The sequence below is a fragment of the Pseudomonas sp. KH_024_B2 genome, assembly GCF_057839965.1.
In genome coordinates this window covers 4,721,551-4,745,266 of the sequence record NZ_CM174502.1, presented here as the reverse complement: position 1 = coordinate 4,745,266, position 23,716 = coordinate 4,721,551, and the positions used below count along the sequence as shown (strand labels likewise).

Here is a 23,716-nt window from a genome sequence, read left to right as displayed (position 1 = left end):
AGACCTGTGGCGAGGGAGCTTGCTCCCGCTCGGCTGCGAAGCAGTCGTATAGCTGGCTGATGCGTTCTGTCTGAAGAATCGCGATGCCGGGTTTTGGGGCCGCTTCGCGGCCCAGCGGGAGCAAGCTCCCTCGCCACAGTTGATCACCAGATAGATTCGCGCACCTCACCATCCCCACAACCGGGAGTTGAAACATGCAGCGTTCCATTGCCACCGTTTCCTTGAGCGGTACCCTGCCGGAAAAACTTGAAGCCATCGCCGCCGCCGGTTTCGACGGGGTGGAGATTTTCGAGAATGACCTGCTCTACTACGACGGCAGCCCGCGTGAAATCAAACAGATGTGCGCGGACCTGGGGATCGCCATCACGCTGTTTCAACCCTTCCGTGATTTTGAGGGCTGCCGCCGCGATCGCTTGCCGCGCAACCTCGAGCGGGCCGAGCGCAAGTTCGACCTGATGCAGGAGCTCGGCACCGATCTGGTGCTGGTGTGCAGCAACGCCTCGGCAGACTGCGTCGGTGATGAGCAAATCCTGATCGACGACTTGCGCTTGTTGGCCGAGCGCGCCGGTGCCCGCGGCTTGCGGATCGGCTATGAAGCCTTGGCCTGGGGTCGGCATGTAAACACTTATCAACAGGTGTGGAATATCGTCCGCCAGGCCGATCACCCAAGCCTTGGGGTGTTGCTGGACAGTTTCCACACCTTGTCGCTCAAGGGCGACCCGCGTGCCATCGCCGGGATTCCCGGCGACAAGATTTTCTTCGTGCAAATGGCCGACGCGCCGATTCTGGCCATGGACGTTCTGGAGTGGAGCCGGCATTTCCGCTGCTTCCCAGGGCAGGGCGAGTTCGACTTGCCGGGCTTCCTTGCGCCGATCATCAAGAGCGGCTACACAGGGCCGCTGTCACTGGAGATCTTCAACGACGGTTTTCGCGCCGCGCCGCCTCGGGCCAATGCCGCCGATGGTTTGCGTTCGCTGCTGTACCTGGAAGAAAAGACCCGCGAGCGCCTGCAACAAGAAGCTACGCCTGCGGCCAACCTCGATACGCTGTTCGCCACGCCTGCGGCCAGCGAGTACGACGGCATCGAGTTTCTTGAGTTTGCCGTGGACGAAAGCCTCGGCGCCAAGCTCTCCCATTGGCTGGAGCGGCTGGGGTTCGTCAAGGCCGGTCAGCATCGCTCCAAGAGCGTCAGCTTGCTGCGCCAGGGCGATATCAACCTGATTCTCAACTCCGAGCCGTATTCCTTTGCCCACAGCTTTTTCGAGTCCCACGGGCCGTCGCTGTGCGCCACGGCGATTCGGGTCAAGGACAGCGCCAGCGCGCTGGCACGGGCGGTGGCTTACAAAGGTCAACCTTATCGTGGTCTGGTCGGGCCGAACGAGCTTGAACTAGCCGCGGTGCGCGCGCCGGATGGCAGCCTGATTTACCTGGTGGATCAGGACTCTGGTGGCAAAACCCTCTACGACACCGACTTCAATTTGCAACCGGCATCGACCGCCAGCGGCGGCCTCAAGCGCATCGACCATATGGCCATGGCGCTGCCGGCGGACAGCCTCGACAGTTGGGTGCTGTTCTACAAAAGCCTGCTGGATTTCGAGGCCGACGATGAAGTGGTGCTGCCCGATCCTTATGGCCTGGTGAAGAGCCGCGCGTTGCGCAGCCGTTGCAGCTCGATTCGCTTGCCGCTGAACATCTCCGAGAACCGCAACACCGCGATTTCTCACGCCTTGTCCAGTTATCGCGGTTCCGGTGTGCACCACATCGCCTTCGACTGTGAGGACATCTTCGCCGAAGTCAGTCGTGCCAAGGCAGCTGGAGTGCCGCTGCTGGACATCCCGCTCAATTACTACGACGATCTCGCGGCACGCTTCGATTTCGACGACGAGTTCCTCAGTGAACTGGCGTACTACAACGTGTTGTATGACCGTGACGCACAGGGCGGTGAGCTGTTCCACGTCTACACCGAACCTTTCGAAGGGCGCTTCTTCTTCGAAATTATCCAGCGCAAGAATGGCTACGTGGGATATGGCGCGGCGAACGTCGCGGTGCGTCTGGCAGCGATGGCCAAATCGCGCAGTGGTGGGGTGCGACACGCCAAGTTGTAGGAGTTTCGTAACGGCGGCCAGAAACGGCCGCCTGTATGCTTTCCTTCACTGCGCGGCGCGGCCCATAATCGATAACTTGTGCAGTGATGGCCGTGAGCCCGGAATGACAATGACCCCAGAACTCTCCGTAACGCCCGACGAGCCTGCTCTCGAGCCGCGCAAGAGTCGCAAGAACAACCCGGAAAAGACCCGCGAGAACATTCTTCAAGAAGCCATTGTCGAGTTTGTCCAGCAGGGGCTTTCGGGGGCTCGCGTCGATGCCATCGCCGAGCGCATCCACACCTCCAAACGCATGATCTATTACTACTTCGGCAGTAAGGAACAGCTCTACGTCGAGGTGCTGGAGAAACTCTACGGCGATATCCGCAGTACCGAGAACCGTCTGCACCTGGCTGAACTGGAACCCCGCGAAGCGATTCGGCGGTTGGTGGAATTCACCTTCGATCACCATGACCGCAACGTCGACTTTGTGCGTATCGTCAGCATCGAGAACATTCACAACGCCGAGTACGTGAAGCAGTCCGACGCGATCAAGGCAATGAACAACACCATTCTGGATTCACTGGGCGAGATTCTGCAGCGCGGTGTCGAGGCGGGTGTGTTCCGCAGCGGGCTTGTACCGCTGGACGTGCATTTGCTGATTAGCTCGTTCTGTTTCTACCGCGTGTCGAACCGCCATACGTTCGGCGAAATCTTTCAGATCGACTTGCCGGACGAAGCGATCAAGCAGCGCCATCGCGAGATGATTTGCGAATCGGTGTTGCGGTATTTGCAGGCCTGACCTTGTGGCGAGGGAGCTTGCTCCCGCTCGGCTGCGCAGCAGTCGTAATCCGGCTGATGCGGTCTTCCTGAAATACTTGGGTTGCAGGTTTTGGGGCCGCTTCGCAGCCCAGCGGGAGCAAGCTCCCTCGCCACAATTGAGTGCCAGACCGAATTTTTTGCGTTAACTGATAGGGCTTGCCCGCGAAGCTTCTCAGCCATTCATGCTCTGAAAATGCTCGAGCATCCGCTGCGCATCCGGCGCCACGCCGCTGAACAGTTCAAACGCCTTCACCGCCTGAAACACCGCCATGGTGCCGCCATCCAGCGTACGGCAGCCTAAGGCACGGGCGTTGCGCAGCAGTTCGGTCTCCAGCGGGAAGTAAACGATTTCCGCGACCCACAATTGCGCGCGCAGCAACTCCACCGGTACCGGCATTCCAGGCAGCTTGGCCATGCCCATTGGCGTTGTGTTCACCAAACCATCGGCTTGCGCCATTACGCTCGGCAGATCGGCTCCAGCATGGGCACGGCCGGCACCGAAGTGCTCATTGAGATTGTCAGCCAGGCTTTGCGCGCGGCAGGTTTGCACATCGAAAATGCTCAGCTGTTGTATGCCTTCGCTCAGCAACGCGTGGGCAACTGCCGCACCGGCACCGCCAGCACCCATTTGCACCACACGCTCGCGGGCGACGCCATTCAAGCCGCGCCGAAAACCCTCGGCGAAGCCCAGGCAATCGGTGTTGTGGCCGATGCGCTTTCCATCCTTGAGCACCACAGTATTCACTGCACCGATGCCGCGAGCCTCAGGTGAAAGTTCGTCGAGCAACGGGATGATTATTTGCTTGCACGGGAACGTGATATTCAGCCCGGTGAAATTCATCCGTTCTGCGGCCATCAGCAGGTCGGGCAGGGCGTTGCTGTCGAGTTTCAACTGATCCAGATCGATCAGCCGATAGAGGTAGCGCATGCCTTGGGCATCGCCCTCGTGTTCGTGCAGCTTTGGCGTGCGCGAGGCCTGGATGCCGGCGCCAATCAGTCCTGCCAGGACACAGCTGTTCTGCGACATGCCGATCACCCCTTCAACTGCTGACTGAAATGTTCCAGCGCCAGGCGATAGCCGTTGCTGCCAAAACCGCACAGCACTGCCTTGGCAATCGCCGACACAAACGAGTGATGACGGAACGGCTCGCGGGCATGCACGTTGGACAGGTGCACTTCGATCACTGGCAATTCACTTGCCACCAGCGCATCACGGATCGCCACCGAGGTATGGGTCCAGGCGGCCGGGTTGATCACGATTCCGGCACAACGGCCACGAGCGCCGTGAATCCAGTCGAGCAACTCGCCCTCATGATTGGTCTGGCGAAACTCCACTACCAACCCGAATTCCTCGGCGGCGCGTCCGCATAGGGCAGAAATGTCAGCCAGGGTTTCATGGCCGTAGGTCGCCGGCTCGCGGGTACCGAGCATGTTCAGGTTCGGGCCGTTGAGCACCAGAACGATAGGGGACATGGGGGGATCTCCGTTGTTGTTTTTGGCTTTGCTGAGGGGCTCAGCCTGTGGAGATAAAATGTACTAGATGGTTACTTTGGTCAATTGAAGACAAGCGGCAGGCGAGAAAGGGTGGAAAGAAGTGTTCGGTGATCGGACATCTCAGCTAGGGCAGAGGGCTGGATCGTAAGGATTGCTTACGACTTGGTTCCGTAGAGCGAAGGCCCTTGCCCGCCGCCAGAACTAATCTCAAGTCCGGGCAGCGGTATGGAAAAACTGCCAGTGGTCGGATTCATAATGGAAAACAGAGCCAGCAGGCTCATTAACCTAACGGATGGGTTAGCATGAAGGTATGCAACTACAAAGGATTGGTGATGGTGGTGAAGCTGCGCGACGAACACTGTCCGCCTCACGTGCATGTGGATGGAGGCAGATGGAGTGCTCGTTTCAAGTTCAGCTTCTGGCATAACGGTGTTGAGCTGTGGGATGTCATCCCTTATGCCCGTCGACCGCCTTTGGCTGTTCTGGAGGGCTTGCGTCAGGAATTGAAACAAGCCGCCCATTTGCAGCTTGCGCGCACTATTTGGTGGGCCAAAATCCAGACTGTCTGCCTGGATAATCAGTTGTGGGATTGGCAAGCAGATGAAGTGGTTGCAACGAAAAGGCCTGGCAGCATGACTTATCCGATTGAGTCTGCTCGCTATGAGGTAGAGGGGAATAGAACCCTGCTGGAGCTGGTAGATGCACCAGACAGGGTGGAGATCGAACTATGAAAACGATAAAGGCCAGGGTGCCTTTCGATGCGCCGGTAACCGAGGCTGTTTTGGATGAGGCGATAGAGCGTGGTCAGGCTCGCCGCAGTTGCGGGGTCAATGCGACCTCAGTGAAATTTCAGGAGCAGCGCTTGTCTATCGGTTTTGAAGATGGAAGCGCGATACTGCTGCCGATTAAGAACTATCCGGAGTTCGATGATTTCAAGGTCGAGGATTTCGCCGGACTGCAGGTTGGCTTTGCAGGTACGGCGCTCTGTCATGAGGAGCGGGATTTACAGGTTTCCATCGCCGGCCTGATATCAGCCAGCAAACCGTTGATGGATATGGCAGCAGTGGTCATCGCCTCTCGTAACGGTCGTCAGGTCAGTGATGCCAAAGCGCAGGCGGCCCGTGCCAACGGTAAAAAAGGTGGTCGCCCGCGTAAGGTCGATATAGCCCTTTAAACAAGACCCAGACAAACAGCCGTCATTGCGACGGCTGTTTTGTTTGTCGGAGCCGTTTCAGCGCCGGGTCAACAACACCCCGGACTCCATGTGATGAGTCCATGGAAACTGGTCGAACATCGCACATTGGCTGACGCGGTGAGTGTCGTGCAATTGCGCGATGTTGGCAGCGAGGGTTTGCGGGTTGCACGAGATGTAGAGGATGTTCTCGAAGCGTCGGGTCAGCTCGCAGGTGTCCGGGTCCATGCCGGCGCGCGGCGGGTCGACGAACACGCTACCGAACGCGTAGCTCTTGAGGTCGATGCCGTGCAGGCGACGGAACGGACGAACCTCGTTCAGCGCTTCGGTCAGTTCTTCGGCGGACAAGCGCACCAAAGTGACGTTATCCACAGCGTTTTCGCTGAGGTTGCTCAACGCGGCATTTACCGAGGTCTTGCTGATCTCGGTGGCCAGCACTTTGCGCACACGGGTCGCCAGCGGCAGGGTGAAGTTGCCGTTGCCGCAATACAGCTCCAGCAAATCATCGGAACGCTCGCCGAGGGCCTCGAACGCCCAGTTGAGCATCTTCTGGTTGACCGTGCCGTTGGGCTGAGTAAACGCGCCCTCTGGTTGGCGGTAGCTGAACGTGCGGCCGCCGACGTCGAACTTCTCGACCACATAATCGCGGCCGATCACTTCGCGCTTGCCCTTGGAGCGACCGATCACGCTGACATTCAAATCGGCGGCCAGCTGCCTGGCAGCCACTTGCCAGTGCTCGTCCAGCGGGCGGTGATAGCACAGGGTGATCATCGCATCGCCGGCCAGGGTGGTCAGGAAGTCCACCTGAAACAGCTTGTGACTCAAGGCTGCGCTGGCTTGCCATGCTGCTTTGAGCTGCGGCATCAATTGATTGATGCGTGGGCTGGCGATCGGGAACTCTTCGATCAGAATCGGCGTGCGATTGTCCCCCGGGGCGAACATCGCGTAGTGGCGCTGGCCGTCTTCGCGCCACAGGCGGAATTCGGCGCGCAGCCGGAAATTTTTCAGCGGTGAGTCAAACACCGCAAGCTCGGGCGCATCGAACGGCATCAGCAGTTCGCGCAGGCGTGCAGCTTTTTCATCGAGCTGACGGGTGTAGGACTCAGTGTCGAAAGACGGAACACTCATGCGTTGAACCAACCCAACTTGATCACGAACAGAATCGACAGAATCACCAGCGCGGAGTTCAGTTCACGACCACGGCCGGACAGCAGCTTGATCGCGGTCCAGGAAATGAAACCGAAGGCGATACCGTTGGCAATGGAATAGGTGAACGGCATGGCCAGCGCAGTGACCACCACGGGCGCTGCTACGGTGATGTCGTCCCAGTCGATTTCCGCCAGACCGGAAGTCATCAATACCGCGACGAACAGCAAGGCCGGTGCGGTAGCGAATGGCGGAACGCTGCTGGCCAGTGGCGAGAAGAATAGCGCCAAAAGGAACAGGATCGCCACGACAATGGCAGTCAAACCGGTACGGCCACCGGCGCTGACGCCTGCTGCCGACTCGATGTAGCTGGTAGTGGTCGAGGTACCCAGCAAGGAACCGGCCATGGCCGCGGTACTGTCGGCGATCAGGGCACGGCCCATTTTTGGCATGTGACCGTCCTTGCCCATCAGCCCGGCGCGTTTGGCCACACCGATCAGGGTGCCGGAGTTGTCGAACAGGTCAACGAACAGGAAGGCGAAGATCACGCTGACCAGACCGATGTCCAATGCACCCATGATGTCCAGTTGCAGGAAGGTCGGTGCCAGCGATGGCGGCATCGACATCACGCCGCCGAACGGAGTGAAGCCCAGAGCGATGGAAACGATGGTCACCGAGAGAATGCCGATCAGCACTGCACCGCGAATCTTCAGCGCTTCAAGGGCGACGATCAGGGCGAAACCGAGGGTGGCGAGGATCGGCGCCGGTTGTTTCAGATCGCCCAGGCCAACCATGGTGGCCGGGTTGCTGACCACGATACCGGCGTTATGCAGGGCGATCAGTGCCAGAAACAAACCAATACCGGCGGCAATTGCCGAACGCAACGCCAGCGGGATGCTGTAGATGATCCATTCGCGGATGCGGAAGATCGATAACAGGAAAAACATTACCGCCGAGATGAACACCGCCCCCAGCGCCACTTGCCAGGTGTGGCCCATGTGCAGGACTACGGTGTAGGTGAAGAAGGCGTTCAAGCCCATGCCCGGCGCCAGAGCGATCGGGTAGTTGGCGATCAGGCCCATCACGGTCGAGCCGAAGGCCGCCGCCAGACAGGTCGCGACAAACACCGCCCCCTTGTCCATGCCGGTCTCGCCGAGGATGCTCGGGTTGACGAACAGAATGTAGGCCATGGCCAGGAAGGTCGTGAGGCCCGCAAGAATCTCGGTTCGCACATTGGTGTTGTGTGCCTTGAGTTGAAACAGCCTTTCCAGCATGTCTGCTCCCCGTGGCGCGCCCGGCGCCGTGAATGTATCGACTTCAACAGCAAAGCACAGACTGCCTGAAGCGCCTGTTGATTTTCTGTGGGTCGGAAAAAGCCGCGCATCATACCAGCAGCTTGCGCGATCGTCGGCGATGTTTTGCGGTGCAGGGGAGTGGGGCATACTGCGCGCAGGTTTTGGGGGTAGATATGTATTGCACAAAGAGCGTCGTTTTTGGCCTGGGGTTGTTGGCCACCCTGGTGGTGGGCGCGCAAAGCGCCTGCGCCGCTTCGGCCGCGCCGCTGAGCGAAGTGAAAATTCTCAAGGTCCAGTCGCCCGCCTGTGGTTATGAAGATGTGGCGGATGGCCGTAAACAGACCCGATGCAATCACGGCGCCGGGACTATCAAGGTTTTCGTACTGGAGCAGGGTTATGGTCGCAACCCGACAGTCGCGCTGGACGGTTTCGCTGTGAGCGGCAGCAAAACCAGAGTGTGCGGGGACGCAGGCAACGGTTTGGGGGAGTGTTCCGGTTCGGCGAAGATCGTCGGCTACCTCTATGTCTTTGATCTGCTCGGCAAACAGGAAGGCACCTTCACCTTCAGCAACAGGTCCATCAACGCGCCGGGAAACACCCGGTCAGCGCAGATCTACATCAAGTAATCGCGCTGCCCGGACACTTGTAGCGAAAGCTGGCTAAGCTTTACAGATCATTGTGTGGAAACTGCCCATGACCTTTAGAGCCCTGATCACCCTCGCCGAAGGCATCGACGACCTGCAAAGCGTGACCCTGATCGACGTGTTGCGCCGTGCCGGGATCGAAGTGGTGGTGGCGAGCATCGAGTCGCGGCGCATGCTCACTTGCGCCCGCGGTACTCGCCTGACCGCCGACGCCATGCTGGTCGATGTACTGGCCCAGCATTTCGATCTGATCGCTCTGCCCGGCGGCGCCGTCGGTGCACAGCACCTGGCGGCCCATCAACCCTTGTTGCAACTGGTCAAGGACCAGGCGGCGGCCGGGCGGCTATTCGCCGGCATCGCCGAAGCCCCGGCGCAGGCCTTGCAGGCTTACGGCGTTCTGCGTCAGCGGCGCATGACCTGCCTGCCAACGGCCAGCCATCAGTTGTCCGGTTGCAACTTCATCGACCAGCCGGTCGTCGTGGACGGCAACTGCATCACCGCCCAAGGCTCCGGCGCAGCGCTGCAGTTTGCGTTGACGCTGGTGGAGCAACTCTGCGGCAAGGCCAAACGGACAGCGTTGGCGGGGGAGTTGGTGGTTTAGCCGCGAGGGGCGCCTCAGACTTTTATTTCGGCACCCACATCCGCATGCATGCGGTCGCGATTGGCCAGGGTCGGGAACAGCTTGACCCACACTCCGGTGACTATCAGCGTGCCAATTCCGCCGAGTACCACGGCCGGCACGGTGCCGAACCAATGGGCGGTCACCCCGGATTCAAACTCACCCAACTGGTTTGAAGCGCCGATGAACAAGCCGTTTACGGCGCTCACCCGACCGCGCATTTCGTCCGGTGTTTCCAGTTGCACGAAGGAGGCACGGATCACCATGCTGATCATGTCCGCCGCGCCCAGTACCACCAGCACCGCGAGGGAGAACCAGAGCGAGGTCGACAGGCCGAAGGCAATAGTCGCGACACCGAACACGCCGACCGCGGTGAACATGATTCGTCCGACCTGGCGCTCTACCGCAAAGCGCGCCAGCCACAGCGACATCAGCAAGGCGCCGACCGCAGGGGCGGAGCGCAGCAAGCCCAGCCCCCAGGGACCTGTGAGCAAGATGTCTTTGGCGAACACCGGCAGCAATGCTGTCGCACCGCCCAGCAATACGGCGAACAGATCCAGGGAAATCGCCCCGAGAATATCCGGACGGCTGCGAATGAAGCGAATCCCGGCCAGCAGTGAATCCAGTGTCGCCTTGCCTTTGTTCAGTGGTGTCTGTCGAGCCGGCAGGTTGAGCATCAGCAGGCAGGCGATGAGGTACAAAATCACCGTCGGGCCGTAGACCCAGACGCTGCCGAAGGCATAGAGCAAACCGCCCAGAGCCGGCGCGACGATGGTCGCCGATTGCTGGGCCGACTGCGAAGCGGCAACGGCACGCGGGAACAGCCCGCTGGGGACGATGGTCGGCAGCAACGCTTGAGTGGTCGGCATTTCGAACGAGCGGGCGGCACCCAGCAGGAACGCGAGGATGAAGATCATTTCCCGGGTGACGTTGTCGGTGACACTGCCGATGACCAGGGCCAATGCGATCAATGCTTGCAGAGACTGGCAGATGGCCGCGATCTTGCGCCGGTCATAGCGGTCCGCCACATGCCCGGTGTGGAGCATGAACAGTACCCGCGGTGCGAACTCCACCAGTCCGACCCAACCGAGATCCAGGACATTACCGGTCAGTTGATAGAGGTTCCAGCCGATGGCCACGGTGAGCATCTGGAAACCACTGGCGGTAAACACCCGAGCCAGCCAGAACGCGATGAAAGGGCGGTGATGACGCAATAGCAACGGGGCTTGGCTTGGCATCTGAAAGGCAGGTCCGAGCGGGGGAAAGGCGAGATTATCATCAACTTGTAACCATAAGTTGCCATGGCTGTAAATATCGTTAGCAAAGCACCTATTTCAGAGTGACGACATCCCTGTGGCGAGGGAGCTTGCTCCCGCTGGGGTGCGAAGCGCCCCCAAACCCTGCCACCTCAATTTATCTATCACACCGCGTCAGCCGGATTTACGACCGCTTCGCGATCGAGCGGGAGCAAGCTCCCTCGCCACAGAAAGCCCCTGACCTGGGTTGGTGGAAACGGTGAGGCAACCTGTCACGCGACAAAAGACCACACAGTCCGGGCCTGAAAATGCGACTACTCTTTGATCGTTGCTTGATCCAGATCAATTTCTTTCCGGGAGTTGCTCTGGCGGCCAGATGGCCAGAATCCCTGCGTTGTGATGGTTTAAAAGAACGAACTCGAATTCGCCACACTCAATGTCCGTGGGGGAAGTGGGTGCAGGCCTGACGCCCGCAGCCGGTATTACCTGACAGAGGAAGACTTATGTTCGGTTTGGAGGCACTTGATCTCGCCCGAATTCAGTTCGCGTTCACCATCTCGTTCCACATCCTGTTTCCGGCCATCACCATTGGCCTGGCGAGTTACCTGGCGGTGCTCGAAGGCCTGTGGCTGAAGACGCATAACGATACCTACCGCGATCTGTACCACTTCTGGTCGAAGATCTTTGCCGTCAACTTCGGCATGGGTGTGGTTTCCGGGCTGGTCATGGCCTATCAATTCGGCACCAACTGGAGCCGCTTCTCCGATTTCGCCGGCTCCGTCACCGGGCCGCTGCTGACCTATGAAGTGCTGACGGCGTTCTTCCTTGAAGCCGGTTTCCTCGGCGTCATGTTGTTTGGCTGGAACAAGGTCGGGCGCAATTTGCACTTCTTCGCCACGATCATGGTGGCCATCGGTACGCTGATCTCGACCTTCTGGATTCTTGCCTCCAACAGCTGGATGCAGACCCCTCAAGGCTATGAAATTGTCAATGGCCAGGTGATCCCGGTGGACTGGCTGGCGGTGATTTTCAACCCCTCGTTCCCCTATCGTCTGATGCACATGGCCACGGCCGCCTTCGTCGCTACTGCCTTTTTCGTGGGTTCGTCTGCTGCATGGCATCTGTTGCGTGGCCGTGACAATCCGGCGATCCGCACGATGCTGTCGATGGCGATGTGGATGGCATTGATCGTGGCGCCGATTCAGGCGGTGATCGGTGACTTCCACGGCCTCAATACCCTCAAGCATCAACCGGCGAAAATCGCCGCGATCGAAGGCCATTGGGAAAATCACGGCAACGAGCCGACCCCGCTGATCCTGTTCGGCTGGCCGGACATGAAAGCCGAGAAGACCCATTTTGCCGTAGAGATTCCGTACCTGGGCAGCCTGATTCTGACCCACTCGCTGGACAAGCAAGTGCCGGCTCTCAAGGAGTTCCCGCCTGAAGATCGAGCGAATTCGACCATTGTTTTCTGGTCGTTCCGGATCATGGTCGGGCTGGGCATGTTGATGATCTTCACCGGTTTGTGGAGCCTCTGGCTGCGCAAGCGCGACACCCTGTACTCGTCTCGTCCGTTCCTTTATCTGGCGTTGTGGATGGGCCCGTCCGGGTTGATCGCGATCCTTGCCGGCTGGTTCACTACCGAAATCGGTCGTCAGCCGTGGGTGATCTACGGATTGATGCGCACGGCGGATGCCTCGTCCGGGCATAGCTTCACGCAGATGAGCATTACCCTCGCGTTGTTCGTCGTGGTGTATTTCTCGCTGTTCGGTGTAGGCCTGGGCTACATGATGCGTCTGGTGCGCAAGGGTCCGGTGACCAACGAAGGTGCCGAGCCGAGCCACGGTGGTCCTGGCCAGCAACGCACGCCGGCCCGTCCGCTTTCCGCTGCTGATGATAATGGCGATCTCAGCGACAGCCTGAACAAGGGGAACTGAGTCATGGGTATTGATCTTCCGCTGATCTGGGCTGTGATCATCATCTTCGGCATCATGATGTACGTGGTCATGGATGGGTTCGATCTGGGAATCGGGATTCTTTTCCCCTTCATCAAGGGCGACCGCGACCGCGACGTGATGATGAACACCGTCGCGCCGGTCTGGGACGGTAATGAAACCTGGCTGGTGCTGGGCGGTGCCGCACTCTTTGGCGCGTTCCCGCTGGCCTACTCGGTGGTGCTCTCGGCACTGTATCTGCCGTTGATTCTGATGTTGATCGGACTGATCTTCCGCGGCGTTGCGTTTGAGTTTCGCTTCAAGGCCAAGGACGACAAACGACATATCTGGGACAAGGCCTTTATCGGCGGCTCAGTGACGGCGACCTTCTTTCAGGGGGTGGCGCTGGGGGCGTTCATCGATGGCCTGCCGGTGGTCAACCGCCAGTTCGCCGGTGGCTCGCTGGATTGGTTCACGCCGTTCACGCTGTTCTGCGGTGCGGCGCTGGTGGTGGCCTATGCCTTGCTCGGCTGCACCTGGCTGATCATGAAGACTGAAGGCCAGTTGCAGGAGCAGATGCATAATCTGGCGCGACCATTGGCGTTCGTGGTGTTGGCGGTGATCGGCATCGTCAGTATCTGGACCCCACTGGCCCACGCCGAGATCGCCGCACGCTGGTTTACCCTGCCGAACCTGTTCTGGTTCCTGCCGGTGCCGATACTGGTGCTGGTGACCATGTACGGTTTGATCCGCGCCGTAGCCCGCAATGCGCATTACACGCCGTTCCTGCTGACCCTGGTGCTGATCTTCCTCGGCTACAGCGGTTTGGGCATCAGCCTGTGGCCGAACATCGTGCCGCCGTCGATCTCGATCTGGGACGCCGCCGCGCCACCGCAGAGCCAGGGCTTCATGCTGGTCGGCACGTTGTTCATTATCCCGTTCATCCTGGGCTACACCTTCTGGAGCTACTACGTGTTCCGCGGCAAGGTCACCCATGACGACGATGGTTACCACTAGGTGTGTAGGAGCAGCCGGGCGGCGTTCCGTTTGCTCCGGGCGGCGTTCCGACGATGGCGTCCCCATTGACGCCAACCCAAGAGAGGATCAGGCAATGACCGGCAAACACTCCTTGCAGGAAATCGAACAGGCCGAGAACAAGCCACTCTGGCAACGACTCGGCTGGCTGGCAGTGATCTGGACCGGCAGCGTGCTGGCCCTGGCCATTGTTGCCAGTCTGATGCGCATGTTCATGAACGCCGCTGGCCTGACCACTCACTGAAATTTGCGCCACGCACTCCCATCCCGTTGCCTTGCGGCACGGATTTATAACCCTCCGTGTATGGAGGGTTTTTTTTACCTGGAATTCGAGTGTTATTTACGCGCTTTGAGGATCACGAACTTGGGCGTCGCCGCGACTTGCTCGACACCGCGGAACAGCCGGGCCAGTTTGCTGTGATAACCCAGGTGGCGATTGCCGACGATATACAGCGCGCCACCGACCACCAGTGCCTCACGAGCTTGCTGGAACATCCGCCAGGCGAGGAAATCACCGACCACCTGTTGCTGGTGGAACGGCGGGTTGCACAGCACCACGTCAAGGGATTGCGGCTCTTGACCGGCCAGACCATCGCCTGCGCGGACGATCACTTCGCGTTCACCGAGTGCGGCGCGCCAGTTCTCGGTCGCCGATTGCACCGCCATGAACGATTCATCCACCAGCGTGTACCGGGCCTCGGGGTTTTGCAGTGCACTGGCGATGGCCAGCACGCCGTTACCGCATCCCAGGTCGGCGACCCGTGCGTTACCGAGGTTTTTCGGCAGGTGCGGCAGAAAAGCCCGGGTACCGATATCCAGGCCTTCGCGGCAAAACACATTGGCATGGTTCAACAATTCGATCGCCGGCGTGTCGAGGCTGTAGCGAGTCGGGTAGGGCGATACGGCCGGCTGTTTGCTCTCGGGTGTGGCAATCAGCAGGCGGGCCTTTTTCACCGCCAGCGAAGCTTGCACCGGGCCGATATAGCGTTCCAGCAGATCGCCGGCGGCGCGTGGCAGGTGCTTGACCATGGCCGCTGCGATCACCTGCGCACCGGGAGCCAGTTGGCCTTGCAAGCGAATCAGCTGTTCTTCCAGCAAGGCCAGGGTTTTCGGTACCCGAATCAATACCCGGTCGAACGGTCCGCTCGGCACTTCACTGGCGGGCACGATCGACACGGCATCGAAGGCCTGGCCGTTGCGCAGCAGATTCTTCTCCAGTGCCAGGGTCCCCAGAAACGAGTCGCTGCTGCTGGTGACCTGCGCATGCCCGGCCAGACTGGCGGCCAGAGCGCCAAAGCTGTCGTTGAGCACCAATACCCGGGTATCCGCCGCTGGCTGCTGTTCGGCCAGATAATTGAGCAGGTATTCATCCGCCGCGTCGAACGCCTGCAAAGGCTCGTTCTGTTGTTCTGGCTGGCGGATCAGGTCGAGCTGGGCGAAGGGACTGTCGAGCAGGGGCATGGGGCGGGGACTCTGGGTAATCAACGGGTGTCCCGCAGGACCTGGGCGGTTTAATGCTGGCAGGTCCGACTGAGTGAACTACGTCGCGGTGAGGGGCAACTCGCGTCATCGCTCAGATGGGCGACAAATGTTACGTTTTTTTCTTATGGATTACTCGCAGGTTTTTATCGGATCGCAAAGCGTGGACTGGCTTTTTTTTATTTATCTGGCGGTGCGGGTCAGAGCCACCCTCCCTTGGCAGCGTGTACTACTGCCGAGATCTTATTGTTGACGCCCAGTTTCTTTATTGCGCGGCTCACATGGAAATTCACGGTCCGTTCCGAGAGGCTGAGAATGGTTGCAACGTCGGCGGCGGTCTTGCCTTCGGCAGACCACTTCAGGACTTCGGTTTCCCGGGTCGATAAACGGCTTTCAGGGCGAAAATGAGCGGTGGGTATCAGTTTTTTCGCGACGACTGAGTGGAGCGCGTGGGCCAGCCAGATAAAGTGCCCTGCTTTCTCGTAAAACTCGCCGGAGGAAATCGACTGATGGCTTCGTGTGAGGCTCAGCATGCTGAAGAACCCACTACCGTCATGCACCGATTGCGACCAGCCATGACACATCCCGTAGCTTTGTTTCTCCTCCCAAAAGGCAGGAAAGGTAGCGAACACGTCGTCGTTCCAGAGGATAGGCAAGGCCGATAGGCTGCAATGTTTCAGTAATGGGTCTTGCACAGCATAGTGACGCGTTTCGTATTTTTGGTTCCATTCGGTTGGGTAGTTATTGATCCTTATCGTTTGCGTGTGAGAAGCGAGTGAGTGAGGGCTTAGCGCAAATGCACAGTATTCAAATCCCATCTCACGGGTAAGGTTGAGAGCGACTTCGAATATCGACTGTATGTCGTCACCTTGAGTCAACCGTAGTAGCTGGGCTTCCTTCCAGAGTGCCATTGGAAACTCCCTTTGCTGGGCTCTGTAGTGTGTTCAATTTTCGGATACGAAAATGAACAAAAACGAGTGTAGGATATTTCTTATAGAGTGGGAGAGAATTTTTTGTTCTGAATTGTGTTTTACTCGGTTTGATTCTTGGGAGTACCACTCTTATTGATGTTTTTGGCTGTAGTACTTTGATGTCATGAGTGGTCGCTAGATGAAATATTTTTGTAACAAAACTTCAACCTTTGTTTTCAAGTGTCTAGCGCAATGTTCCATATAGTTAATAGTTTCTGGGGCGGGCCTTCTGTGTTGAGGCCTATACCATTACAAATCGCCGGTGTTCCTGCGCCCGACTTTGCGGGAAACTGATTGCATCTGTTCATTGGAGCGGCCCATGACCGCCAGCGCCGAGAAATTCACCCGACAGACGTTATTCGATGTTCAGCCGCTGACCTCAGGCCTGTTCACGCTGCGCACGACCAGGGATCCGGGTTTTCGTTTCCGGGCCGGGCAATTCGCTCGGCTGGGGGTTACCAAGGCGGATGGCAGCATGGTATGGCGGGCGTATTCCATGGTGTCTTCGCCTCATGACGAGTTTCTTGAGTTCTTTTCCGTTGTGGTACCGGGTGGCGAGTTCACCAGTGAACTGAGCCGTTTGGGAGAGGGCGACAGGTTATTGGTCGACCGTCAGGCGTTCGGTTTTCTGACCCTTGACCGCTTTGCTGACGGCCGTGATCTCTGGCTGTTATCCACAGGTACCGGCGTTGCACCGTTTTTGTCGATACTCCAGGACTTCGAAGTCTGGGAAAAATTCGAGCGAATCATCCTGGTCTATAGCGTGCGTGAAGCACGAGAGCTGGCCTACCAGGACCTTATAGCCGGGCTGGCACAGCGCGAGCACCTGGCTGAGCACGGGCATAAATTGCAGTTCATCGCGACGGTCACCCGCGAGCAGTACCCGGACGCCTTGAACGGTCGGATCACCCGGTTGATCGAGAATGGCGAACTGGAGCGAGCGGCGGGCGTGAGTCTTACGGTCGAACACTCGCGGGTGATGCTCTGCGGTAACCCGCAGATGATCGATGACACGCGCAACCTGCTGAAAAAGCGTGGTATGAATCTGAGCCTGAGTCGCAAGCCCGGACAGGTTGCGGTAGAAAATTACTGGTAAAAAAAAACGGCGCCATCAAGGCTAATGCCGGTCAGTTAAGCGAACACAAGTCTCAACACAGCGAAAATCAAATGTGGGAGCGAGCTTGCTCGCGATGGCGGTGGGGCAGTCAACATTGATGCTGAATGTTATTCCGTCATCGCGAGCAAGCTCGCTCCCACATCTAGATCTGCTGCGTTTTACAGACCGTACTCCTTAACTGATTGGCATTAGCCTTGATGGCGCCGTTTTTGATTGCGCCAAACCCGTTCAGGGCCTGTCATTCTGCGCTTTGAGCAGGTCGCGAATTTCGCTCAATAGCTCTTCTTCCTTGGTCGGAACCGGCGGCAGGGTTGGCGCAACGGCCTCTTCGCGTTTCAGACGATTGATCGCTTTCACGCCCATGAAAATCGCAAAGGCGACGATTATGAAGTCGACCATGCTCTGGATGAATTTGCCGTAGGCCAGCATCACCGCCGGTGCATCGCCCACGGCTGCCTTGAGCGTGATCGCCAGATCACTGAAGTCCACCCCGCCGATCAGCAGACCAATGGGCGGCATCACCACGTCACCTACAAACGATGAAACGATTTTGCCGAAGGCCGCGCCGATGATGATCCCGACGGCCATGTCGACCACATTACCTTTGACCGCGAAGGCCTTGAACTCACTTATCACGCCCATAGGGTATTCCTTGTTACAGATGAGGTTGGTGAACACAGTGTAAATCAGCAAAACGCATCCTGCTCGACACAAGGGCGCTGCGAAAACCTTAGCGAAATGAACAAGGGAAAAACGGTGAGTGTTGTTGGGTTGCTCTGCGTTATCGGACAGGTTGCCAGATGTCAAAATCATGGTTCGGAAATGTTCGGAAATGTTAAAATCTTAAATCGTATGGCTAAATGTTCGATTGCGCGTATAGGAAGGTCAATTTCCAATGGTTTAGTTGTACATGCAGGATTGCAATACAACAGGGCTTGTACAAGTTTTAATCCGTGTCTTTTGGATATGGTCGATTTGGCGGGTTGTCCAGGAATGGAAAGTTTGACAAATAATGCTGAAGCTCTAGTTCGAGGAGTGTTTCAGAATCTGAACAAGTTGCCAGGTTTGGCGTGCCAAACTTTGCTGGCTTAGCCCATAGGGCTCAACTCAACTGCGCCGATCAGCTGCCAGCTGAGCTATCATCGCGGTTTTTCGTTGGAGTTCTGATGGCCAAGGCAAAGCGCATGTACGGCTGCACCGAGTGCGGCGCAACCTTTCCCAAGTGGGGCGGCCAATGCGGCGAGTGCGGCGCCTGGAACACACTGACCGAAACCATGGTGGAAAGCGGTGGCGCAGCGGCCCCCAGCGGCCGTACCGGCTGGACCGGGCAACAGGCTCAGATCAAGACGCTGGCCGAAGTCAGCGTTGAAGAAATCCCGCGTTTTTCCACGGCGTCCGGCGAGCTGGACCGCGTCCTCGGCGGCGGTCTGGTAGACGGCTCGGTGGTGCTGATCGGCGGTGATCCCGGTATTGGCAAGTCGACCATCCTGTTGCAGACCTTGTGCAGCCTTGCCGCGCGCATGCCGGCGTTATACGTCACCGGCGAAGAATCCCAGCAGCAAGTGGCCATGCGTGCCCGTCGCCTGGGATTGCCTCAGGACAAGCTGCGGGTGATGACCGAAACCTGCATCGAAACCATCATTGCTACGGCTCGGGTAGAAAAGCCGAAAGTCATGGTGATCGACTCCATTCAGACGATCTTCACCGAGCAACTGCAATCCGCACCGGGCGGCGTGTCCCAGGTGCGTGAAAGTGCGGCGCTGCTGGTACGTTATGCGAAACAGAGTGGGACTGCGATTTTCCTGGTAGGTCATGTCACTAAAGAAGGCGCACTGGCCGGGCCGCGGGTGCTCGAGCATATGGTCGATACCGTGCTGTATTTCGAAGGTGAGTCGGATGGCCGTCTGCGCCTGCTGCGGGCGGTGAAAAACCGCTTCGGCGCGGTCAATGAACTGGGCGTGTTCGGCATGACCGACAAAGGCCTGAAGGAAGTCTCCAACCCTTCGGCGATTTTCCTGACCCGTGCTCAGGAAGAAGTGCCGGGCAGTGTGGTGATGGCAACCTGGGAAGGCACGCGGCCGATGCTGGTGGAAGTCCAGGCACTGGTGGACGACAGCCATCTGGCCAACCCGCGTCGGGTAACCCTGGGCCTGGATCAGAATCGTCTGGCCATGCTGTTGGCGGTCCTGCATCGACACGGTGGAATTCCTACACACGATCAGGATGTTTTCCTTAACGTGGTCGGCGGGGTCAAGGTGTTGGAAACCGCTTCCGACCTGGCCTTGATGGCGGCGGTGATGTCCAGTCTGCGCAACCGGCCGTTGCCCCATGATCTGCTGGTGTTTGGCGAAGTGGGTCTGTCCGGTGAGGTACGGCCAGTGCCCAGCGGTCAGGAGCGCCTGAAGGAAGCCGCCAAACACGGTTTCAAGCGGGCCATCGTACCCAAGGGCAACGCGCCGAAAGAGGCGCCGCCAGGGTTGCAGATTATTGCCGTGACACGCCTTGAGCAGGCGCTGGATGCGTTGTTCGAGTAGGAGGGGAGCGCGAAGTCACCACAGGACTCGCGGTCACCATGATCAAACGTCGATCAGTGCCCCCAGCTCCCGCTCCAGCTCTTGCGGATCTCCCACATTCAACTCGACCAGTCGTCGCAGGTGTTCGACCGATTCCAGGTCGATATGCAGGCAGACGAAGCCAAGCTGGCCGTAATCCTTGCGGGTCAACTGCACGTCCATCCTGACGTCGACATCGTCGCTCAAATGAATGTTGGCTCCAAAAGGCTGCGTCTCGTCGCCCTGCCAGGGTTCGGGGCGCTGAATCAGCAGTCCTTTGAGTGACAGATCAATCAACTGCACCGGCCAACGATGCTCACCCTGGCTCAGCTCAGTCCTGGCATCGAAGGCAATACGTTTGAAACGGCGGCGATCTGCGGGCTGGTCGCTCATGATGCAATCCTCTGGATGTTCGCTGACTATAGACCCGCATCTGCAGGCGTCGCCACCGGCGTCCATTCATGACGTTGAAGAGTGAGTGCCTTAAAGAAGGCTCTAGACCAATGTCAGGGGTATGGTCTTTGGCGCAATCGGGGCTAAACTCGGGATGGCTTTATCTCAAGTCCACCCTGGCCGGAATAAAAAAAATGAAAAACAATAATAGCCTGCTACGCCACTTACCCTGGCTGCTGCTGGCGATCGTAGGAGCGTGCGCCTTGGGCGTAGTGGCCTTGCGCCGCGGCGAGGCGATCAACGCCTTGTGGATTGTGGTCGCGGCAGTGGCCATTTATCTGGTTGCTTATCGTTACTACAGTCTGTTCATCGCTAACAATGTGATGCAGCTCGATCCACTCCGGGCCACCCCCGCAGTGCTCAACAATGACGGTCTGGACTATGTGCCGACCAACAAACACATTCTTTTCGGTCACCACTTCGCGGCCATCGCTGGCGCGGGGCCGTTGGTCGGTCCGGTTCTGGCAGCGCAGATGGGCTACCTGCCCGGCACGCTTTGGCTGATTGCCGGTGTGGTGCTGGCCGGTGCCGTGCAGGACTTCATGGTCCTGTTCCTGTCGACCCGCCGCAATGGCCGTTCGCTGGGCGATATGGTCCGTGAAGAAATGGGCCGTATCCCTGGCACCATCGCGCTGTTTGGCTGTTTCCTGATCATGGTCATCATCCTCGCGGTGCTGGCGCTGATCGTGGTCAAGGCCCTGGCCGAGAGCCCATGGGGCATTTTCACGGTGATGGCGACCATCCCGATCGCGATGTTCATGGGCATTTACATGCGTTACATCCGCCCGGGCCGCATCGGTGAAATCTCGATTGTCGGCGTACTCCTGCTGCTCGGTTCGATTTGGCTGGGGGGCCAGATTGCCGCTGATCCGGTTTGGGCCAAGGCCTTCACCTTCACCGGGGTTCAGATCACCTGGATGCTGATCGGTTACGGCTTCGTTGCCGCAGTGCTGCCGGTCTGGCTGATTCTGGCGCCACGGGATTACCTGTCGACCTTCCTCAAAATCGGCACCATCGTCGCCCTGGCGATCGGCATCCTGATCACCATGCCTGACCTGAAAATGCCGGCACTGACCCAGTTCACCGACGGTACCGGGCCGGTATGGAAGGGCGGGTTGTTCCCGTTCCTGTTCATCACCATTGCCTGCGGTGCGGTGTCCGGTTTCCACTCGCTGATCGCCTCCGGCACCACGCCGAAGTTGCTGGCCAACGAAGGCCATGCCCGTTACATCGGTTACGGCGGCATGTTGATGGAGTCCTTCGTGGCCATCATGGCCATGGTCGCTGCTTCGGTGATCGAGCCGGGTGTCTACTTTGCGATGAACAGCCCGGCGGCGATCGTCGGCGGTGATGTCGTTGCGGTTGCCCAGACCGTCAGCAGCTGGGGTTTCGCCATTACCCCGGAGGCCCTGCAAGCGGTGGCCAAGGACATCGGTGAAACTACCATCCTGGCCCGTGCCGGCGGTGCGCCGACCCTGGCGGTGGGGATCGCGCAGATCCTGCACACGCTGCTGCCGGGTGAAAACACCATGGCGTTCTGGTACCACTTCGCGATTCTGTTCGAGGCGCTGTTCATCCTGACCGCTGTCGACGCCGGTACTCGTGCCGGACGTTTCATGCTGCAGGACTTGCTCGGTTCCTTCGTTCCGGCGCTCAAGCGGACTGAATCCTGGACCGCCAACCTGATCGCGACGGCAGGTTGCGTGGCAATGTGGGGTTACCTGCTGTATCAAGGCGTGATCGACCCGTTGGGCGGCATCAACACCTTGTGGCCGCTGTTCGGTATCTCCAACCAGATGCTGGCCGGTATCGCGCTGATGCTGGCGACCGTCGTGCTGATCAAAATGAAACGCCAGCGCTACGTCTGGGTCACCATGCTGCCGGCTGTCTGGCTGCTGATCTGCACCACCACTGCCGGCTTCATCAAGCTGTTCGACGCCAACCCGGCGATCGGTTTCCTGGCGCTGGCCAAAAAGTACGGTGATGCATTGGCCAACGGTCAGGTCCTGGCGCCGGCCAAGAGCATCGAGCAGATGCAGCACGTGATCTACAACGCCTACACCAACGCGACGCTGACGGCGCTGTTCCTGTTCGTGGTGTTCAGCATTCTGTTCTATGCGCTCAAGGTCGGCATTGCCGCCTGGGGCAGCAAAGAACGCACGGATAAAGAAACGCCCTTCCAGGCCCAGCCGGACGCGTAATCGAGGATTGCAAACATGTTCAATGACCTGAGTCGCCTCGGTAAATACCTCGGTCAGGCCGCCCGCCTGATGGTCGGCATGCCCGACTACGACAACTACGTCGAGCATATGCAAAGCAAACACCCGGACAAACCGGTGATGAGCTACGAGATGTTCTTTCGCGAACGTCAGGAAGCCCGCTACGGTGGCAAGGGTGGACCGAAGTGCTGTTGATCCGCTGGTAGCGGCTCACCAGACGTAACATGGGAGCAGAATTTTTGTGGGAGCGAGCCTGCTCGCAATAGCAGTCTGACAGTCAACATCTGTGTTGAATGTCGGGCCCTCATCGCGAGCAGGCTCGCTCCCACACAAGACTGCTCCCATTTTCATTTGTGTACCGAAGGAGCACAGGTTTGTCTTTCCCCATCCCCGTCACGATCCTCAGCGGCTTTCTCGGCGCAGGTAAAACCACTCTGCTGCGCCACCTGCTGAAGGCTGAACACGGCTTGAAAATAGCCGTGATCGAAAACGAATTCAGCGACGCCGGTATCGACACCCAACTGTTGGGTGATGAGCCGGTGCAAGTCATGACACTGTCCAACGGCTGTGTCTGCTGCACCATCCACACCGATCTGACCAAGGCCCTGTACCTGCTGCTGGAGCGTCTGGACAGCGGCGAAATCGCCTTCGACCGGTTGGTGATCGAATGCACCGGGCTGGCCGATCCGGCACCCGTGGCACAGACCTTTTTCATCGATGAAGAGCTGCGCGAGCGCTACATCCTCGACGGCATCATCACCCTGGTCGACGCCGCTCATGCCGAGCACCACCTGACCCAGACCATCGCTCAGGCGCAGATCGGCTTCGCCGACCGCTTGCTGGTGAGCAAGTGCGATCTGGTGGACGAACCAACCTTTACCGCACTCAGCGAACGGCTGACGCGGATCAATCGACGTGCGCCGATCCGTGTGGTCGAGCACGGCAAAATCGATTTGGCCGAATTGTTGGACGTGCGCGGCTTCAACCTGAATGCCGACCTGGGCGGTGGCTTGAGCCTGCGACCGGTGAGCAAGGCACCGACCATCGACCGTATCTCCAGTCTGGTGCTGCGCACCGACAAACCGCTGGATATCGACAAGCTCAGCGAGTTCATGAACGAGCTGCTGGAGGAGCACGGCAAACAGTTGCTGCGCTACAAAGGCGTGCTGAACATTGTCGGCGAGGCACGGCGGATGGTGTTTCAGGGTGTGCTGAAGCTCTATGGTTTCGACTGGGATACCGAGTGGGCAGAAGGCGAGGCGCGTGAAAGCGTCATCGTGTTTATTGCCGATGATTTGCCGGAAGAAAAAATACGCGAAGGGTTTGCTCGGGTTGAGGCGCATTGAAGGATTAAAGTTTGTAGCGCTCATCAGGACGCTATCGCGAGCAAGCTCGCTCCCACAA

23 protein-coding genes are annotated in these 23,716 nt (G+C 58.6%); 14 read left to right on the top strand and 9 right to left on the bottom strand.

Features of this window, described 5'->3' with window-relative positions; translation table 11 throughout:
• Nucleotides 1-194: 194 nt before the first annotated feature.
• Both quiC and AC3I0A_RS22115 read left to right on the top strand, forming a co-directional pair.
• Entirely contained in the window at nt 195-2,105 is a 1,911-nt protein-coding gene (gene quiC, locus AC3I0A_RS22120; protein ID WP_489374668.1) for a 3-dehydroshikimate dehydratase QuiC, read from the top strand.
• A 103-nt stretch (nt 2,106-2,208) separates the two neighbouring features.
• Nucleotides 2,209-2,886: a TetR/AcrR family transcriptional regulator gene (locus AC3I0A_RS22115; RefSeq protein ID WP_489374666.1), complete on the top strand. Its 678-nt coding sequence runs from the start codon at nt 2,209-2,211 to the stop codon at nt 2,884-2,886.
• A 192-nt stretch (nt 2,887-3,078) separates the two neighbouring features.
• Here AC3I0A_RS22115 and AC3I0A_RS22110 read toward each other — a convergent pair whose 3' ends face one another.
• Nucleotides 3,079-3,933 (bottom strand): shikimate dehydrogenase, encoded by an 855-nt coding sequence (locus AC3I0A_RS22110; RefSeq protein WP_489374664.1) that lies wholly within the window; start codon nt 3,931-3,933, stop codon nt 3,079-3,081.
• Nucleotides 3,934-3,938: 5 nt separating this feature from the next.
• On the bottom strand, nt 3,939-4,379 hold the full coding sequence (aroQ, locus tag AC3I0A_RS22105; RefSeq protein ID WP_419119835.1) for a type II 3-dehydroquinate dehydratase: 441 nt from the start codon (nt 4,377-4,379) through the stop codon (nt 3,939-3,941).
• A 323-nt stretch (nt 4,380-4,702) separates the two neighbouring features.
• Between aroQ and AC3I0A_RS22100 the strand changes: the two genes are divergently transcribed.
• Together AC3I0A_RS22100 and AC3I0A_RS22095 are read left to right on the top strand one after the other, a co-directional pair.
• Nucleotides 4,703-5,131, top strand: a complete 429-nt coding sequence (locus tag AC3I0A_RS22100) for a DUF4160 domain-containing protein (RefSeq protein ID WP_489374662.1) — start codon at nt 4,703-4,705, stop codon at nt 5,129-5,131.
• Nucleotides 5,128-5,574: a DUF2442 domain-containing protein gene (locus tag AC3I0A_RS22095; protein ID WP_489374660.1), complete on the top strand. Its 447-nt coding sequence runs from the start codon at nt 5,128-5,130 to the stop codon at nt 5,572-5,574. The genes AC3I0A_RS22100 and AC3I0A_RS22095 overlap by 4 nt, the downstream gene beginning before the upstream one ends.
• A gap of 57 nt (nt 5,575-5,631) precedes the next feature.
• Here AC3I0A_RS22095 and trmA read toward each other — a convergent pair whose 3' ends face one another.
• Nucleotides 5,632-6,720 carry a tRNA (uridine(54)-C5)-methyltransferase TrmA gene (trmA, locus tag AC3I0A_RS22090; protein ID WP_489374658.1) on the bottom strand — a complete coding sequence of 363 codons (1,089 nt, stop codon included), beginning with the start codon at nt 6,718-6,720 and terminating at the stop codon, nt 5,632-5,634.
• Nucleotides 6,717-8,012: an NCS2 family permease gene (locus AC3I0A_RS22085; protein WP_489374656.1), complete on the bottom strand. Its 1,296-nt coding sequence runs from the start codon at nt 8,010-8,012 to the stop codon at nt 6,717-6,719. Before AC3I0A_RS22085 ends, trmA begins: the two co-directional genes overlap by 4 nt.
• A gap of 194 nt (nt 8,013-8,206) precedes the next feature.
• Between AC3I0A_RS22085 and AC3I0A_RS22080 the strand changes: the two genes are divergently transcribed.
• A complete protein-coding gene (locus AC3I0A_RS22080) occupies nt 8,207-8,659 on the top strand; it encodes a DUF4879 domain-containing protein (protein WP_489374654.1) in 453 nt (150 codons plus the stop codon).
• Nucleotides 8,660-8,726: 67 nt separating this feature from the next.
• The gene (locus AC3I0A_RS22075; protein ID WP_489374652.1) at nt 8,727-9,278 is read left to right on the top strand and encodes a DJ-1 family glyoxalase III; all 552 of its coding nucleotides are present in this window, start codon (nt 8,727-8,729) and stop codon (nt 9,276-9,278) included.
• 14 nt (nt 9,279-9,292) lie between these two features.
• Here the strand turns inward: AC3I0A_RS22075 and AC3I0A_RS22070 are convergent, their stop codons facing one another.
• Nucleotides 9,293-10,534, bottom strand: a complete 1,242-nt coding sequence (locus tag AC3I0A_RS22070) for an MFS transporter (RefSeq protein ID WP_489374650.1) — start codon at nt 10,532-10,534, stop codon at nt 9,293-9,295.
• 521 nt (nt 10,535-11,055) lie between these two features.
• On the opposite strand from AC3I0A_RS22070, the gene AC3I0A_RS22065 reads away from it, so the two are divergent.
• The 3 genes from AC3I0A_RS22065 (at nt 11,056) to AC3I0A_RS22055 (ending at nt 13,765) form a co-directional block, all read left to right on the top strand.
• Nucleotides 11,056-12,489, top strand: coding sequence for a cytochrome ubiquinol oxidase subunit I (locus AC3I0A_RS22065; protein ID WP_489374649.1), 1,434 nt, complete (start codon nt 11,056-11,058; stop codon nt 12,487-12,489).
• Nucleotides 12,490-12,492: 3 nt separating this feature from the next.
• A complete protein-coding gene (cydB, locus tag AC3I0A_RS22060; protein ID WP_489374647.1) occupies nt 12,493-13,503 on the top strand; it encodes a cytochrome d ubiquinol oxidase subunit II in 1,011 nt (336 codons plus the stop codon).
• Nucleotides 13,504-13,597: 94 nt separating this feature from the next.
• Nucleotides 13,598-13,765: a DUF2474 domain-containing protein gene (locus AC3I0A_RS22055; RefSeq protein WP_489374645.1), complete on the top strand. Its 168-nt coding sequence runs from the start codon at nt 13,598-13,600 to the stop codon at nt 13,763-13,765.
• Between the two features lie 92 nt (nt 13,766-13,857).
• Here AC3I0A_RS22055 and AC3I0A_RS22050 read toward each other — a convergent pair whose 3' ends face one another.
• Both AC3I0A_RS22050 and AC3I0A_RS22045 read right to left on the bottom strand, forming a co-directional pair.
• Nucleotides 13,858-14,982, bottom strand: coding sequence for a methyltransferase (locus tag AC3I0A_RS22050; protein ID WP_489374643.1), 1,125 nt, complete (start codon nt 14,980-14,982; stop codon nt 13,858-13,860).
• Between the two features lie 218 nt (nt 14,983-15,200).
• On the bottom strand, nt 15,201-15,911 hold the full coding sequence (locus AC3I0A_RS22045; RefSeq protein ID WP_489374641.1) for an autoinducer binding domain-containing protein: 711 nt from the start codon (nt 15,909-15,911) through the stop codon (nt 15,201-15,203).
• Between the two features lie 379 nt (nt 15,912-16,290).
• Here AC3I0A_RS22045 and AC3I0A_RS22040 point away from each other — a divergent pair, with 379 nt between their 5' ends.
• Nucleotides 16,291-17,067: a ferredoxin--NADP reductase gene (locus AC3I0A_RS22040; RefSeq protein WP_489374639.1), complete on the top strand. Its 777-nt coding sequence runs from the start codon at nt 16,291-16,293 to the stop codon at nt 17,065-17,067.
• Between the two features lie 249 nt (nt 17,068-17,316).
• On the opposite strand, the gene mscL is transcribed toward AC3I0A_RS22040, so the two are convergent.
• Entirely contained in the window at nt 17,317-17,730 is a 414-nt protein-coding gene (gene mscL, locus AC3I0A_RS22035; protein WP_489374637.1) for a large-conductance mechanosensitive channel protein MscL, read from the bottom strand.
• 524 nt (nt 17,731-18,254) lie between these two features.
• Between mscL and radA the strand changes: the two genes are divergently transcribed.
• Nucleotides 18,255-19,622 (top strand): DNA repair protein RadA, encoded by a 1,368-nt coding sequence (radA, locus tag AC3I0A_RS22030; RefSeq protein WP_419116331.1) that lies wholly within the window; start codon nt 18,255-18,257, stop codon nt 19,620-19,622.
• A gap of 42 nt (nt 19,623-19,664) precedes the next feature.
• On the opposite strand, the gene AC3I0A_RS22025 is transcribed toward radA, so the two are convergent.
• On the bottom strand, nt 19,665-20,033 hold the full coding sequence (locus AC3I0A_RS22025) for a PilZ domain-containing protein (RefSeq protein ID WP_489374635.1): 369 nt from the start codon (nt 20,031-20,033) through the stop codon (nt 19,665-19,667).
• Between the two features lie 194 nt (nt 20,034-20,227).
• Here AC3I0A_RS22025 and AC3I0A_RS22020 point away from each other — a divergent pair, with 194 nt between their 5' ends.
• The 3 genes from AC3I0A_RS22020 (at nt 20,228) to yjiA (ending at nt 23,658) form a co-directional block, all read left to right on the top strand.
• Complete coding sequence (locus tag AC3I0A_RS22020; protein WP_489374633.1) at nt 20,228-22,294, top strand: carbon starvation CstA family protein; 2,067 nt, start codon at nt 20,228-20,230, stop codon at nt 22,292-22,294.
• Between the two features lie 15 nt (nt 22,295-22,309).
• The gene (locus AC3I0A_RS22015; protein ID WP_008052036.1) at nt 22,310-22,507 is read left to right on the top strand and encodes a YbdD/YjiX family protein; all 198 of its coding nucleotides are present in this window, start codon (nt 22,310-22,312) and stop codon (nt 22,505-22,507) included.
• Between the two features lie 179 nt (nt 22,508-22,686).
• Nucleotides 22,687-23,658 carry a GTPase gene (yjiA, locus tag AC3I0A_RS22010; protein ID WP_489374631.1) on the top strand — a complete coding sequence of 324 codons (972 nt, stop codon included), beginning with the start codon at nt 22,687-22,689 and terminating at the stop codon, nt 23,656-23,658.
• Nucleotides 23,659-23,716 lie beyond the last annotated feature (58 nt).

Bases quoted from the DNA above. Each gene is read 5' to 3' on its own strand.
- quiC (WP_489374668.1), top strand. From the start codon at position 195: ATGCAGCGTTCCATTGCCACCGTTTCCTTGAGCGGTACCCTGCCGGAA.
- AC3I0A_RS22115 (WP_489374666.1), top strand. From the start codon at position 2,209: ATGACAATGACCCCAGAACTCTCCGTAACGCCCGACGAGCCTGCTCTC.
- AC3I0A_RS22110 (WP_489374664.1), bottom strand. From the start codon at position 3,933: ATGTCGCAGAACAGCTGTGTCCTGGCAGGACTGATTGGCGCCGGCATC.
- aroQ (WP_419119835.1), bottom strand. From the start codon at position 4,379: ATGTCCCCTATCGTTCTGGTGCTCAACGGCCCGAACCTGAACATGCTC.
- AC3I0A_RS22100 (WP_489374662.1), top strand. From the start codon at position 4,703: ATGAAGGTATGCAACTACAAAGGATTGGTGATGGTGGTGAAGCTGCGC.
- AC3I0A_RS22095 (WP_489374660.1), top strand. From the start codon at position 5,128: ATGAAAACGATAAAGGCCAGGGTGCCTTTCGATGCGCCGGTAACCGAG.
- trmA (WP_489374658.1), bottom strand. From the start codon at position 6,720: ATGAGTGTTCCGTCTTTCGACACTGAGTCCTACACCCGTCAGCTCGAT.
- AC3I0A_RS22085 (WP_489374656.1), bottom strand. From the start codon at position 8,012: ATGCTGGAAAGGCTGTTTCAACTCAAGGCACACAACACCAATGTGCGA.
- AC3I0A_RS22080 (WP_489374654.1), top strand. From the start codon at position 8,207: ATGTATTGCACAAAGAGCGTCGTTTTTGGCCTGGGGTTGTTGGCCACC.
- AC3I0A_RS22075 (WP_489374652.1), top strand. From the start codon at position 8,727: ATGACCTTTAGAGCCCTGATCACCCTCGCCGAAGGCATCGACGACCTG.
- AC3I0A_RS22070 (WP_489374650.1), bottom strand. From the start codon at position 10,534: ATGCCAAGCCAAGCCCCGTTGCTATTGCGTCATCACCGCCCTTTCATC.
- AC3I0A_RS22065 (WP_489374649.1), top strand. From the start codon at position 11,056: ATGTTCGGTTTGGAGGCACTTGATCTCGCCCGAATTCAGTTCGCGTTC.
- cydB (WP_489374647.1), top strand. From the start codon at position 12,493: ATGGGTATTGATCTTCCGCTGATCTGGGCTGTGATCATCATCTTCGGC.
- AC3I0A_RS22055 (WP_489374645.1), top strand. From the start codon at position 13,598: ATGACCGGCAAACACTCCTTGCAGGAAATCGAACAGGCCGAGAACAAG.
- AC3I0A_RS22050 (WP_489374643.1), bottom strand. From the start codon at position 14,982: ATGCCCCTGCTCGACAGTCCCTTCGCCCAGCTCGACCTGATCCGCCAG.
- AC3I0A_RS22045 (WP_489374641.1), bottom strand. From the start codon at position 15,911: ATGGCACTCTGGAAGGAAGCCCAGCTACTACGGTTGACTCAAGGTGAC.
- AC3I0A_RS22040 (WP_489374639.1), top strand. From the start codon at position 16,291: ATGACCGCCAGCGCCGAGAAATTCACCCGACAGACGTTATTCGATGTT.
- mscL (WP_489374637.1), bottom strand. From the start codon at position 17,730: ATGGGCGTGATAAGTGAGTTCAAGGCCTTCGCGGTCAAAGGTAATGTG.
- radA (WP_419116331.1), top strand. From the start codon at position 18,255: ATGGCCAAGGCAAAGCGCATGTACGGCTGCACCGAGTGCGGCGCAACC.
- AC3I0A_RS22025 (WP_489374635.1), bottom strand. From the start codon at position 20,033: ATGAGCGACCAGCCCGCAGATCGCCGCCGTTTCAAACGTATTGCCTTC.
- AC3I0A_RS22020 (WP_489374633.1), top strand. From the start codon at position 20,228: ATGAAAAACAATAATAGCCTGCTACGCCACTTACCCTGGCTGCTGCTG.
- AC3I0A_RS22015 (WP_008052036.1), top strand. From the start codon at position 22,310: ATGTTCAATGACCTGAGTCGCCTCGGTAAATACCTCGGTCAGGCCGCC.